General features: G+C 68.1%; 14 protein-coding genes and 5 pseudogenes. All 19 read right to left on the minus strand.

Annotation, left to right across the window (positions count from 1 at the left end; translation table 11 throughout):
- Positions 1-131 precede the first annotated feature (131 nt).
- The 19 genes and pseudogenes from E3Z34_RS13175 to rpsL all read right to left on the minus strand — a co-directional run bounded on the left by E3Z34_RS13175 (position 132) and on the right by rpsL (position 11,882).
- Positions 132-317, minus strand: coding sequence for a type Z 30S ribosomal protein S14 (locus E3Z34_RS13175; protein ID WP_134773978.1), 186 nt, complete (start codon positions 315-317; stop codon positions 132-134).
- Positions 318-321: 4 nt separating this feature from the next.
- The gene (gene rplE, locus E3Z34_RS13180; RefSeq protein ID WP_134773979.1) at positions 322-909 is read right to left on the minus strand and encodes a 50S ribosomal protein L5; all 588 of its coding nucleotides are present in this window, start codon (positions 907-909) and stop codon (positions 322-324) included.
- Positions 910-911: 2 nt separating this feature from the next.
- Positions 912-1,255: pseudogene (gene rplX / locus E3Z34_RS13185) on the minus strand (50S ribosomal protein L24).
- Between the two features lie 4 nt (positions 1,256-1,259).
- Positions 1,260-1,628, minus strand: coding sequence for a 50S ribosomal protein L14 (rplN, locus tag E3Z34_RS13190; RefSeq protein ID WP_134773980.1), 369 nt, complete (start codon positions 1,626-1,628; stop codon positions 1,260-1,262).
- A 108-nt stretch (positions 1,629-1,736) separates the two neighbouring features.
- Positions 1,737-2,072 carry a 30S ribosomal protein S17 gene (gene rpsQ, locus E3Z34_RS19530; RefSeq protein WP_275106661.1) on the minus strand — a complete coding sequence of 112 codons (336 nt, stop codon included), beginning with the start codon at positions 2,070-2,072 and terminating at the stop codon, positions 1,737-1,739.
- A 2-nt stretch (positions 2,073-2,074) separates the two neighbouring features.
- The gene (rpmC, locus tag E3Z34_RS13200; RefSeq protein ID WP_134773981.1) at positions 2,075-2,326 is read right to left on the minus strand and encodes a 50S ribosomal protein L29; all 252 of its coding nucleotides are present in this window, start codon (positions 2,324-2,326) and stop codon (positions 2,075-2,077) included.
- Positions 2,326-2,688: a 50S ribosomal protein L16 gene (gene rplP, locus E3Z34_RS13205; RefSeq protein ID WP_238695173.1), complete on the minus strand. Its 363-nt coding sequence runs from the start codon at positions 2,686-2,688 to the stop codon at positions 2,326-2,328. Before rplP ends, rpmC begins: the two co-directional genes overlap by 1 nt.
- Positions 2,583-3,346, minus strand: a pseudogene (rpsC, locus tag E3Z34_RS13210) (30S ribosomal protein S3). Before rpsC ends, rplP begins: the two are co-directional and overlap by 106 nt.
- Before the next feature lie 237 nt (positions 3,347-3,583).
- Positions 3,584-3,950, minus strand: a pseudogene (gene rplV / locus E3Z34_RS18275) (50S ribosomal protein L22).
- Between the two features lie 26 nt (positions 3,951-3,976).
- Positions 3,977-4,256: pseudogene (rpsS, locus tag E3Z34_RS13220) on the minus strand (30S ribosomal protein S19).
- Positions 4,241-5,109, minus strand: a pseudogene (gene rplB, locus E3Z34_RS13225) (50S ribosomal protein L2). Before rplB ends, rpsS begins: the two co-directional pseudogenes overlap by 16 nt.
- Before the next feature lie 36 nt (positions 5,110-5,145).
- A complete protein-coding gene (rplW, locus tag E3Z34_RS13230; RefSeq protein ID WP_134773982.1) occupies positions 5,146-5,454 on the minus strand; it encodes a 50S ribosomal protein L23 in 309 nt (102 codons plus the stop codon).
- The gene (gene rplD, locus E3Z34_RS13235; RefSeq protein ID WP_134773983.1) at positions 5,451-6,107 is read right to left on the minus strand and encodes a 50S ribosomal protein L4, sunset domain variant; all 657 of its coding nucleotides are present in this window, start codon (positions 6,105-6,107) and stop codon (positions 5,451-5,453) included. The genes rplW and rplD overlap by 4 nt, the downstream gene beginning before the upstream one ends.
- 5 nt (positions 6,108-6,112) lie before the next feature.
- Entirely contained in the window at positions 6,113-6,769 is a 657-nt protein-coding gene (gene rplC / locus E3Z34_RS13240; RefSeq protein WP_194092412.1) for a 50S ribosomal protein L3, read from the minus strand.
- 13 nt (positions 6,770-6,782) lie between these two features.
- The gene (gene rpsJ / locus E3Z34_RS13245; RefSeq protein ID WP_006946210.1) at positions 6,783-7,091 is read right to left on the minus strand and encodes a 30S ribosomal protein S10; all 309 of its coding nucleotides are present in this window, start codon (positions 7,089-7,091) and stop codon (positions 6,783-6,785) included.
- 418 nt (positions 7,092-7,509) lie between these two features.
- Entirely contained in the window at positions 7,510-8,703 is a 1,194-nt protein-coding gene (tuf, locus tag E3Z34_RS13250) for an elongation factor Tu (protein WP_134773984.1), read from the minus strand.
- 124 nt (positions 8,704-8,827) lie between these two features.
- Entirely contained in the window at positions 8,828-10,930 is a 2,103-nt protein-coding gene (gene fusA / locus E3Z34_RS13255; protein ID WP_134773985.1) for an elongation factor G, read from the minus strand.
- A gap of 107 nt (positions 10,931-11,037) precedes the next feature.
- Entirely contained in the window at positions 11,038-11,508 is a 471-nt protein-coding gene (gene rpsG, locus E3Z34_RS13260; RefSeq protein WP_134773986.1) for a 30S ribosomal protein S7, read from the minus strand.
- Entirely contained in the window at positions 11,508-11,882 is a 375-nt protein-coding gene (rpsL, locus tag E3Z34_RS13265) for a 30S ribosomal protein S12 (RefSeq protein ID WP_134773987.1), read from the minus strand. Before rpsL ends, rpsG begins: the two co-directional genes overlap by 1 nt.
- Between the last annotated feature and the right edge of the window lie 329 nt (positions 11,883-12,211).

Genomic DNA, 12,211 nt, shown 5'->3' on the forward strand with positions numbered 1-12,211 from the left:
GGCTTCATGCCCTTTCTCATCGCGGTTTCCCCCGGTGCCGGCGTGCTGCCGGTGCGGGCGACCTTCGATGTTCAAGGTTGGTCGAGGCTGGTCGAACAGAGGTATGCGGTGCGCTGCGGTCCGGCCGCGGCTCACCAGGAGGACTTCGTCACGCCGGGGAGCTCGCCCCGGTGCGCCATCTCCCGCAGGCAGATCCGGCACAGGCCGAACTTCTTGTAGACCGAGTGGGGACGGCCGCACCGCTGGCAGCGGGTGTAGGCGCGCACCTTGAACTTGGGCTTGCGGTTGGCCTTGTTGATCAGAGCGGTCTTCGCCATCGGCTCAGTTCTCCTTGAACGGGAAGCCCAGGTGCTTGAGCAGCGCCCGACCCTCGTCGTCGTTCTTCGCGGTGGTGACGACCGTGATGTCCATGCCGCGGACGCGGTCGATCCTGTCCTGGTCGATCTCGTGGAACATCGACTGCTCCGTGAGACCGAAGGTGTAGTTGCCATTGCCGTCGAACTGCCGCGGCGACAGGCCGCGGAAGTCACGGATGCGGGGCAGCGCCAGGGCCAGCAGCCGGTCCAGGAACTCCCACATGCGGTCGCCGCGCAGCGTGACGTGCGCGCCGATCGGCATGCCCTCGCGCAGCTTGAACTGCGCGATCGACTTGCGGGCCATGGTCACCGACGGCTTCTGGCCGGTGATGGTGGCCAGGTCGCGGACGGCGCCCTCGATCAGCTTGCTGTCGCGGGCGGCGTCACCGACGCCCATGTTGACCACGATCTTGGTCAGGCCGGGCACCTGCATCGGGTTGGCGTAGCCGAACTCCGAGGTCAGCGCGGGCACGATCTGCTCGCGGTAACGGGTCTTCATCCGCGGGGGCACCTTGGTGCCCTCGCTGCGGGTCTGCTCGATGGTGTCGGTCATGCTCACAGGTCCTTACCGGAGCGCACCGCGACGCGGGTGCGCACCGTCTTGTTGCGGCCCTCGCGCTCGACGGTCTCGACGCGGGTCTTGATCCGGGTCGGCTTCTTGGTCTCGGGGTCGACCACCATCACGTTGGACACGTGGATGGGGGCCTCCTGGACCTGGATGCCACCGGTGTTGACGCCACGCTGGCCACCGGCACGGGTGTGCTTGGTGATCCGGTTGACGCCCCCACCAGGACCCGACCGGTCTCGGTGTAGACGGCGATGACGCGGCCCTGGAGGCCCTTGTCCTTGCCGGCGATGACCTGCACGAGGTCGTTCTTCTTGATCTTCATCCGGGCCATGGGCTCAGATCACCTCCGGCGCGAGCGAGACGATCTTCATGAATCGCTTGTCGCGCAGCTCGCGGCCCACGGGGCCGAAGATTCGGGTGCCGCGGGGGTCCCCGTCAGCCTTGAGGATGACCGCGGCGTTCTCGTCGAAACGGATGTAGCTGCCGTCGGGGCGACGGCGCTCCTTCTTGGTGCGCACGATGACCGCCTTGACGACGTCGCCCTTCTTGACGTTGCCGCCGGGGATGGCGTCCTTGACGGTCGCCACGATGGTGTCACCGATGCCCGCGTAGCGACGGCCCGAGCCGCCGAGCACGCGGATGCACAGGATCTCCTTGGCACCGGTGTTGTCGGCGACGCGCAGTCGCGACTCCTGCTGGATCACTGTTCGTTCTCCTACTGCCGGCTGGTTCTCACGATCTCTCGTGAGCCTGGCCGAACGTCGTGGATTTTCGGGGGGTCCACGGGGGGCGGACCCCCCGTGCGGAATGTCTTACTTGGCCTTCTCGAGGATCTCCACCAGGCGCCACCGCTTGGTCGCGGACAGCGGGCGGGTCTCCATGATCAGGACGCGGTCGCCGATGCCGGCGGTGTTCTGCTCGTCGTGCACCTTGATCTTCTCGCTGCGGCGCAGGACCTTGCCGTAGAGCGCGTGCTTGACGCGGTCCTCGACGACGACGACGACGGTCTTGTCCATCTTGTCGCTCACCACGTAACCCTGGCGGGTCTTGCGGTAGTTGCGGTCACCGCCGTGGCCCAGGGCCGACTCGCTCGGCTCGTGCGCCTCGACGGCCTGCTCGGCCTGGGCGGTCTGCGGGGTCTCGCTCATGCTCAGCCCACCTTCTCGTTGTCGTCGGCGGCCGCGCGCCCGATGCCGAGCTCGCGCTCACGCATCTCGGTGTAGATACGCGCGATGTCCTTCTTGACCGCACGCAGGCGGCCGTGGCTCTCCAGCTGCCCGGTGGCGGACTGGAAGCGCAGGTTGAACAGCTCCTTCTTGGCCTCGGCCAGAGCATCGGCCAGGGGGCCGTCCTCCAGCCCGCGCAGCTGCTCGGGCGTCAGGTTGTCAGAACCGACTGCCATCAGATGTCACCACCCTCACGGGAGACGAAGCGGGTCTTCATGGGGAGCTTGTGCATCGCCAGACGCAGCGCCTCACGGGCGACGTCCTCGCTCACGCCGGACAGCTCGAACAGGACGCGGCCGGGCTTGACGTTGGCGATCCACCACTCCGGGGAGCCCTTACCGGAACCCATGCGGGTCTCGGCAGGCTTCTTGGTCAGCGGACGGTCCGGGTAGATGTTGATCCACACCTTGCCGCCACGCTTGATGTAGCGGGTCATGGCGATACGCGCGGACTCGATCTGCCGGTTGGTGACGTAGGCGGGGGCCAGGGCCTGGATGCCGTAGTCACCGAAGGCGAGCGTGGTGCCACCCTTGGCCATGCCGGAGCGGCCGGGGTGGTGCTGCTTGCGGTGCTTGACTCGACGGGAATCAACATCAGGATGCTCTCCTCGCTGCTGGCGGGAGCCTCGGCGGCCGGGGCTGCCGGCGCCTCGGCGCTGCTGGCCGCGTCGTCCCGACGCGGCGCACGGCCACGACGCTCGCCGCCGCGGTCACCGCGGTCGCTGCGCGGACCACGGCCACGGCCACGGTCGCCACGTCCGGCGGGGCCGGCGGCGGCCTCCTCGCGGGCGAGCTCCTTGGCGGTGAGGTCACCCTTGTAGATCCAGACCTTCACGCCGATGCGGCCGAAGGTGGTCTTGGCCTCGTAGAAGCCGTAGTCGATGTTCGCGCGGAGGGTGTGCAGCGGCACACGCCCTCGCGGTAGAACTCCGAGCGCGACATCTCGGCGCCACCCAGGCGGCCCGAGCACTGGATCCGGATGCCCTTGGCGCCGGCGCGCATGGAGGACTGCATCCCCTTGCGCATCGCACGACGGAAGGTCACGCGGGCAGCCAGCTGCTCGGCGATGCCCTGGGCGACGAGCTGGGCGTCGATCTCGGGGTTCTTCACCTCGAGGATGTTGAGCTGGACCTGCTTGCCGGTGAGCTTCTCCAGCGCACCGCGCAGGCGGTCCGCCTCCGCGCCGCGCCGGCCGATGACGAGCCCGGACGGGCGGTGTGGATGTCGACCCGCACGCGGTCACGGGTGCGCTCGATCTCGACCTTGGAGATGCCGGCCGGTCCATGCCCTCGGAGAGCAGGGCGCGGATGGCGACGTCTTCCTTCACGTAGTCGCGGTAGCGCTGACCCTCCTTGGTGGAGTCGGCGAACCAGCGGCTGCGGTGGTCGGTGGTGATGCCCAGGCGGTAGCCGTTCGGGTTGATCTTCTGCCCCATCAGCGGGCACCTCCCTTGGTGGTACGAGGACCGACGAGCACGGTGATGTGGCTCGTCCGCTTGTTGATGCGGCTGGCGCGGCCCTGGGCGCGCGGCCGGACCGCTTCATGGTCGGGCCTCGTCGACGAAGGCGGCCGTCACGACGAGGGAACCCTCGTCGAACGCCGTGCCGTTTCTGGTCGGCGGCGAACCGGGCGTTGGCGACCGCGCTGTCGAGGACCTTCAGCACGGCTCGCTGGCGGCCTGCGGGGCGAACCGCATGAGCGCCTGAGCCTCCGGGACGGACTTGCCCCGGATGGGTCCACGACACGGCGGGCCTTCATGGGGCGTCACGCGGACGTACCGCGCCACGGCCTTGGCTTCCATGGTGTTTCCTTCGGTCTGGGTGGTCATCAGCGACGCCGACCCTTCTTGTCTCCTTCTCGTGACCCTTGAACGTGCGGGTCGGAGCGAACTCACCGAGCTTGTGACCGACCATCGACTCGGTCACGAAGACGCGGACGTGCTTGCGGCCGTCGTGGGACCGCCAGGGTGTGGCCGAGCATGTCGGGGTGACATCGACCGGCGGGACCAGGTCTTGATGACGTTCTTGGTTCCGGCCTCGTTCTGCGCGTCCACCTTCTTGGCGAGGTGGTCGTCGACGAACGGGCCCTTCTTCAGGCTGCGAGGCATTGTTGTCTAACTCCCTGCTCAGCGCTTCTTGCCGGTCGGCGACGACGCACGATGAGCTTGTCGCTGGGCTTGTTGGGCTTACGGGTACGACCCTCGGGCTGACCCCAGGGCTGACCGGGTGGCGACCGCCGGAGGTCCGGCCCTCACCGCCACCGTGCGGGTGGTCGACCGGGTTCATGACGACACCACGGACGGTCGGGCGCTTGCCCTTCCACCGCATACGGCCGGCCTTGCCCCAGTTGATGTTGCTCTGCTCGGCGTTGCCGACCTCGCCGACGGTCGCGCGGCAGCGCGCGTCGACGTTGCGGATCTCGCCGGAGGGCATGCGCAGCTGAGCCATCGCGCCCTCCTTGGCGACCAGCTGGACGCGGGCGCCGGCGGAGCGGGCGATCTTGGCCCCGCCACCGGGACGGAGCTCGATGGCGTGGACGACGGTACCGACCGGGATGTTGCGCAGCGGAAGGTTGTTGCCGACCTTGATGTCCGCCGACGGCCCGTTCTCGATGACGTCGCCCTGCTTGAGCTTGTTCGGCGCGATGATGTAGCGCTTCTCGCCGTCGGTGTAGTGCAGCAGCGCGATGCGCGCGGTGCGGTTGGGGTCGTACTCGATGTGCGCGACCTTGGCGTTCACACCGTCCTTGTCGGCCCGGCGGAAGTCGATGACGCGGTAGGCCCGCTTGTGCCCCCCGCCGATGTGGCGGGTGGTGATGCGGCCCGAGGCGTTACGCCCACCGGACTTGGACAGCGGCTTGACGAGCGACTTCTCCGGGGTGGTGCGGGTCACCTCGACGAAGTCGGCCACGCTGGAGCCGCGACGCCCGGGCGTCGTCGGCTTGTACTTGCGGATAGCCATTCTCTAGATCCTCTTCGCTTCTCGTCCTCGGCCGGCTCAGAGCGTGCCGAAGATGTCGATGGTGCCCTCACGCAGCGTGACGATCGCGCGCTTGGTGTCCTTGCGCTTGCCGGTGCCGAACCGGGTCCGGCGGGTCTTGCCCGAGCGGTTCAGGGTGCTGACCGAGGCGACCTTGACGCCGAAGATCGACTCCACGGCCTTCTTGATCTCGGACTTGTTCGACCGGGGGTCCACCACGAAGGTGTACTTGCCCTGGTCGAGCAGCGCGTAGGACTTCTCGGAGACGACCGGCGACAGCAGGATGTCGCGGGGGTCCTTCTGGTTGTTGAAGGCGGGGGTGCTCACTTGCTCTCCTCCTGTGCCTGGCGAGCCTTGCTCACGCCGGAGACGTAGGCGTCGAGGGCGGCCTGGGTGAAGACCACGTCGTCGGCGCAGAGCACGTCGTAGGTGTTGAGCTGGTCGGCGAAGAGCACGTGGACCTCGGGGAGGTTGCGCAGGCTCTTCAGGCCCACCTCGTCCGCGCGGTCCAGGACCACGAGGAAGTTGGGGCGTCCGGACAGACCCGAGATCGCGGCCCAGGCGGTCCGGGTGGACGGGGTGTCCCCCTCCACCAGCGCGCTCAGCACGTGGATGCGGCCGTGGCGCGCGCGGTCCGAGAGGGCCCCGCGCAGGGCGGCGGCCTTCATCTTCTTGGGCGTCCGCTGGCTGTAGTCGCGCGGCTGGGGGCCGTGCACGACGCCACCGCCGGCGAACTGCGGCGCGCGGGTCGAGCCCTGACGGGCGCGACCGGTGCCCTTCTGGCGGTACGGCTTGCGGCCACCGCCGCGGACCTCGCCGCGGGTCTTGGTCGCGTGCGTACCCTGGCGGGCCGCGGCCAGCTGGGCCACGACGACCTGGTGGATCAGCGGGATGTTGGTCTGCACCTCGAAGATCTCGGCGGGCAGGTCCACGGTCCCGGCGTCACCGCCGGACGGCGTGGTGATGGTGATGGTGGTCATGCGGCTCACGCACCCTTCGCGGCCGTGCGCACGAGGACGACGCCGCCACGGGGGCCGGGAACGGCACCCTTGATGAGCAGCAGCCCCCTCTCGGCGTCCACGGCGTGGACGGTCAGGTTCGGGGTGGTCTGGCGCACGCCGCCCATACGGCCGGCCATGCGCAGACCCTTGAAGACGCGGCCCGGGGTGGACGCGCCACCGATCGAGCCGGGCTTGCGGTGGTTGCGGTGCGCACCGTGGGAGGCCCCGACGCCGGAGAAGCCGTGACGCTTCATGACACCGGCGAAGCCCTTGCCCTTGGTGGTGCCCGTGACATCCACGGTCTGCCCGCTCTCGAAGGTCTGCGCGGTCAGCTCCTGGCCGAGCTCGTAGTCGGCGGCGTCGGAGGTGCGCAGCTCCACCAGGTGGCGACGGGGGGTGACCCCGGCCCTGGCGAAGTGGCCCTTCATCGGCTGGGTGACCTTGCGGGGGTCGATGGCGCCGTAGGCGATCTGGACCGCGTTGTACCCGTCGGTCTCAGCGTTGCGTACCTGGGTCACCACGGCCGGCCCGGCCTTGATCACGGTCACGGGCACGAGGCGGTTCTCCTCGTCCCAGACCTGGGTCATGCCGAGCTTCTCGCCGAGGATGCCCTTGACGCTGCGCTCTGTCGTAGCAGTCATTGGTCCTTGGTCCTTACAGCTTGATCTCGATGTTGACGTCCGCCGGCAGGTCGAGACGCATCAACGAGTCGACCGCCTTGGGCGTGGGGTCGACGATGTCGATCAGGCGCTTGTGCGTGCGCATCTCGAAGTGCTCGCGGCTGTCCTTGTACTTGTGAGGCGACCGGATGACGCAGAAGACGTTCTTCTCCGTCGGGAGCGGCACCGGGCCGACCACGGTGGCTCCGGCACGGGTCACCGTGTCAACGATCTTGCGCGCCGAGCTGTCGATGACCTCGTGGTCGTACGACTTAAGCCGGATGCGGATCTTCTGTCCCGCCATCGCTTGTCAGACTCTCTCTCGTCGTCCTGCTGGAACATTCCTGGCCGGTCCGGCCTGGGCACGTGCGCCGACCCCCGCGGTCGGGCGTGTCGCGCCCTCCGCGGACGCGACCCCACGAGGAGGTCGCATCGATGTCGGTGTCCGTGCCCGGTCCGGGCCGGGGCTTGCGCTGCCATCGCCCGCACCACCGGACCATGGAGATCGGGACGACCTCCACCACCGTGCGGTGCGTGCCAGACGGCCGGCGATGCGCACTTGGGTGCGCACCACGCGTCAAGCAACCTCCCTAGTGTGCCACGGCCGGCCGCCTCACCCCAAATCGAGGTGCGGACCACCGGTGCTGCGGTCGCCCCGGGCACGACGAGGCCCCCGCCACCGATCGGTGACGGGGGCCTCGGGAGCCGCGGGGCGGGTCAGATCACTTGAGGATCTTGGTGACCCGGCCGGCGCCGACGGTGCGGCCACCCTCGCGGATGTTGAACATCAGGCCCTCCTCCATGGCGATCGGCTGGATCAGCTCGACGCGCATGTCGGTGTTGTCGCCCGGCATGACCATCTCGGTGCCCTCGGGGAGGTGCACGACGCCGGTGACGTCGGTCGTCCGGAAGTAGAACTGCGGGCGGTAGTTGTCGTAGAACGGGGTGTGACGGCCACCCTCGTCCTTGGACAGGATGTAGGACTGGGCCTCGAACTCCGTGTGCGGGGTGATCGAGCCCGGCTTGACGATGACCTGGCCGCGCTCGACGTCCTCGCGCTTGGTGCCACGCAGCAGCAGACCGACGTTCTCGCCCGCACGACCCTCGTCGAGCAGCTTGCGGAACATCTCGATGCCGGTGACGATCGTCTTGGAGGACTGCTCGCGGATACCCACGATCTCGACCTCCTCGTTGACCTTGAGGATGCCGCGCTCGATGCGACCGGTGACGACGGTGCCACGACCGGTGATCGTGAAGACGTCCTCGACGGGCATCATGAACGGCTTGTCCAGGTCGCGCTCCGGCTCCGGGATGTACTCGTCCACGGTGTCCATGAGCTCGGCCACGGTCGCGGCCCACTTCTCGTCGCCCTCGAGCGCCTTCAGCGCCGAGACGCGGACGACCGGCAGGTCGTCACCCGGGAACTCGTAGGAGGTCAGCAGCTCGCGGACCTCCATCTCGACGAGCTCCATGATCTCCTCGTCGTCCACCATGTCGGCCTTGTTGAGGGCCACCACGATGTAGGGGACGCCGACCTGGCGGGCCAGGAGGACGTGCTCCTTGGTCTGCGGCATCGGGCCGTCGGTGGCGGCGACCACGAGGATCGCGCCGTCCATCTGGGCCGCACCGGTGATCATGTTCTTCACGTAGTCGGCGTGCCCCGGGCAGTCGACGTGCGCGTAGTGCCGCTTCTCGGTCTGGTACTCGATGTGCGCGATCGAGATGGTGATACCGCGCTGCCGCTCCTCGGGAGCCTTGTCGATCGAGTCGAACGGCGACGCCTCGTTCAGGTCCGGGTACTTGTCGTGCAGCACCTTGGAGATGGCAGCCGTCAGCGTGGTCTTGCCGTGGTCGATGTGACCGATCGTGCCGATGTTGACGTGCGGCTTGCTCCGCTCGAACTTGGCCTTAGCCACTGGGGTCCTCCTGTTGGACGGTGTTGTGCGATCGTCGCCAGCTGGGTGCCGGGACGACAACTATGGGATGAAAAGGTGGTGCTTGCAGGTCCATCACTCGCCGGTCAGGGCGGAGTGGGTCAGCTCACTCGCCGCGGACCTTCTTGATGATCTCCTCGGCCACGTTCCGGGGAACCTCGGCGTAGGAGTCGAACTGCATCGTGTAGTTGGCGCGACCCTGGGTCTTGGACCGGAGGTCACCAACGTACCCGAACATCTCCGACAGCGGCACGGTGGCCCGGACGATCTTGGCCCCGCTGATGTCCTCCATCGCCTGGATGTGCCCACGGCGGGAGTTGAGGTCGCCGATGACGTCGCCCATGTAGTCCTCGGGCGTGCGCACCTCGACGGCCATGACCGGCTCCAGCAGGACCGGGTCGGCCTTGCGGGCGGCCTCCTTGAAGGCCATGGACCCGGCGATCTTGAACGCCATCTCCGAGGAGTCGACGTCGTGGTAGGCGCCGTCGATGAGGGTCGCCTTGACGCCCACGACGGGGTAGCCGGCCAGGATGCCCAGCTGCATCGCGTCCTGGATGCCGTGGTCGACCGAGGGGATGTACTCCTTCGGCACGCGACCGCCGGTCACCACGTTGTCGAAGGCGTAGAGCTCGCCCTCGCTGGTGTCCATGGGCTCCAGGCTGATCTGGATCTTCGCGAACTGGCCCGACCCACCCGTCTGCTTCTTGTGGGTGTAGTCGTACTTGTCCACAGCACGGCGGATCGTCTCACGGTAGGCGACCTGGGGGGCGCCCACGTTGGCCTCGACCTTGAACTCGCGCTTCATCCGGTCGACCAGGATGTCGAGGTGCAGCTCGCCCATGCCGCCGATGACGGTCTGGCCGGTCTCGTCGTCCAGGCGGACGGTGAAGGTGGGGTCCTCCTGCGCCAGCTTCTGGATCGCCGTGCCCAGCTTCTCCTGGTCACCCTTGGTCTTGGGCTCGATCGCCACGTGGATGACCGGCTCCGGGAAGGTCATCGACTCCAGGATGATCTGCTGCGACATGTCGCACAGGGTGTCCCCCGTGGTGGTGTCCTTCAGACCGATGACGGCGTAGATGTGACCCGCGGAGACCTTCTCGACCGGGTTCTCCTTGTTGGCGTGCATCTGGAACAGCTTGCCCAGACGCTCGCGCTTGCCCTTGGTGGCGTTCATGACCGGCTGGCCGGCCGAGATCTCACCGGAGTAGACCCGGATGTAGGTCAGGGTCCCGAAGAACGGGTGGGTGGCGATCTTGAAGGCGAGCGCGGCGAAGGGCTCGTCGGTGCTCGCGGCGCGGGTGATCACCGTCTCCTCGTCGCCCGGCTTGAGCCCCTCGGTCGGGGGCAGGTCCAGGGGCGAGGGCAGGTAGTCGACGACGGCGTCCAGCAGCGGCTGCACGCCCTTGTTCTTGAACGCGGTGCCGCAGAAGACGGGGTTGACCTCGCCGGCGAGCGTGAGGGTGCGGACGCCCTTCTTGATCTCGTCCTCGGTCAGCTCCTCGCCGCCGAGGTACTTCTCGAGCAGCTCCTCGTCGGCCTCGGCGACCCGCTCCACGAGCAGGTTGCGGTACTCGTCCGCCTTCTCCTGCAGGTCGGCCGGGATGTCCAGGACCTCGTAGTCCTCACCCAGGGCGGTCTCCTTGGGCCAGACGAGCGCCTTCATGGAGACGAGGTCGACCATGCCGATGAAGTCGGACTCGGAGCCGATGGGCAGCTGCATGACCAGCGGCGTGGCGCCGAGGCGGTCCACCATGGTCTGCACCGAGAAGTAGAAGTCGGCGCCCATCTTGTCCATCTTGTTGATGAAGCACATGCGGGGCACGCCGTACTTGTCGGCCTGCCGCCAGACCGTCTCGGACTGCGGCTCGACACCCTCCTTGCCGTCGAAGACGGCGACCGCGCCGTCCAGGACGCGCAGGTTGCGCTCCACCTCGACGGTGAAATCGACGTGGCCGGGCGTGTCGATCAGGTTGATCTGGGTGCCCTTCCAGAAGCTGGTGACGGCCGCGGAGGTGATGGTGATCCCCCGCTCCTTCTCCTGCTCCATCCAGTCGGTCGTCGACGCGCCGTCGTGCGTCTCGCCCATCTTGTGCTTGACACCCGTGTAGAACAGGATGCGCTCGGTGGTCGTCGTCTTGCCGGCATCGATGTGCGCCATGATGCCGATGTTGCGGACCTTGTGCAGGTCCGTCAGGACGTCCTGTGCCACAGTCTCTTCTCTCTTGTGGGACTACGTAGGTAACGGTGCGGTGGCCGGTGGTCGGGAGGGGAGGCGCGGCACCGGCGGACCGGGCTGCTGCCTCCCCTCCCGGGGGTTCACCAGCGGTAGTGGGCGAACGCCTTGTTGGCCTCGGCCATCTTGTGGGTGTCCTCGCGACGCTTGACCGCGGCACCCAGGCCGTTGCTCGCGTCGAGGATCTCGTTCATCAGACGCTCGGTCATGGTCTTCTCACGACGCTGGCGGGCGTAGCCGCTCATCCAGCGCAGCGCGAGGGTGGTGGAGCGACCGGGCTTGACCTCGATCGGCACCTGGTACGTGGCGCCACCGACGCGGCGGGACTTGACCTCGAGCGAGGGCTTGATGTTGTCCAGCGCCCGCTTGAGCGTCTGCACGGGGTCGGTGCCGGTCTTCTCGCGGCAGCCCTCGAGGGCGCCGTAGACGATGCGCTCGGCGGTGGACTTCTTGCCGTCGACGAGGATCTTGTTGACCAGCTGGGTCACGAGCTGCGAGCCGTAGACCGGGTCCTGGATGAGGGGGCGCTTGGGAGCGGGGCCCTTGCGAGGCATTACTTCTTCTCCTTCTTGGCGCCGTAGCGGGAGCGGGCCTGGTTGCGGCCCTTGACGCCCTGGGTGTCCAGGGAGCCGCGGATGATCTTGTAGCGGACGCCGGGGAGGTCCTTCACCCGGCCGCCGCGGACGAGCACGATGGAGTGCTCCTGCAGGTTGTGACCCACGCCCGGGATGTAGGCCGTGACCTCGACACCGCTGGTCAGGCGCACACGGGCGACCTTGCGCAGGGCGGAGTTGGGCTTCTTCGGGGTGGTCGTGTAGACACGGGTGCAGACGCCACGGCGCTGCGGGTTGCCCTTGAGGGCGGGCGAGTTGGACTTCTTGACCTTGTCCGCCCGGCCCTTGCGGACAAGCTGGTTGATCGTAGGCACTGATTCTCTCTCAGTCGTCGTCGTGGTCCGTGCTGCCGCGGCTCTCACCGCGGGCGGCACTCCTTGCGTTGCGCCTGCCCGCGCCCGGGTCGGGCGGTCGGGCACGCTGCTCCCCCCTGCACTTCCCGGCCGGCCCGGCCGTGCTGCACGATGCGCGTCACGGGAGGGGCCGGGCGGACTGCCCGGCGAGAGGTGGGGTGCGGGCGGCGAGCCGCCCGCGCGCACGCAGGACCTAGCCCACGCACAGTTCTCCAGACTACCGGGAACGGGCGGATGCGGCCAAATCACGGCCGCTCCCCCGCTTCCGCTCCCGACCCCCTCGGACGCCG

The organism is Ornithinimicrobium flavum, assembly GCF_004526345.1.
GTDB classification, from domain to species: domain Bacteria; phylum Actinomycetota; class Actinomycetes; order Actinomycetales; family Dermatophilaceae; genus Ornithinicoccus; species Ornithinicoccus flavus.

Coding starts and splice junctions, on each gene's coding strand:
- E3Z34_RS13175 (WP_134773978.1), bottom strand. CDS start 317: ATGGCGAAGACCGCTCTGATCAACAAGGCCAACCGCAAGCCCAAGTTC.
- rplE (WP_134773979.1), bottom strand. CDS start 909: ATGACCGACACCATCGAGCAGACCCGCAGCGAGGGCACCAAGGTGCCC.
- rpsQ (WP_275106661.1), bottom strand. CDS start 2,072: ATGAGCGAGACCCCGCAGACCGCCCAGGCCGAGCAGGCCGTCGAGGCG.
- rpmC (WP_134773981.1), bottom strand. CDS start 2,326: ATGGCAGTCGGTTCTGACAACCTGACGCCCGAGCAGCTGCGCGGGCTG.
- rplP (WP_238695173.1), bottom strand. CDS start 2,688: ATGGCCAAGGGTGGCACCACGCTCGCCTTCGGTGACTACGGCATCCAG.
- rplD (WP_134773983.1), bottom strand. CDS start 6,107: ATGACCACCATCACCATCACCACGCCGTCCGGCGGTGACGCCGGGACC.
- rplC (WP_194092412.1), bottom strand. CDS start 6,769: ATGACTGCTACGACAGAGCGCAGCGTCAAGGGCATCCTCGGCGAGAAG.
- rpsJ (WP_006946210.1), bottom strand. CDS start 7,091: ATGGCGGGACAGAAGATCCGCATCCGGCTTAAGTCGTACGACCACGAG.
- rpsG (WP_134773986.1), bottom strand. CDS start 11,508: ATGCCTCGCAAGGGCCCCGCTCCCAAGCGCCCCCTCATCCAGGACCCG.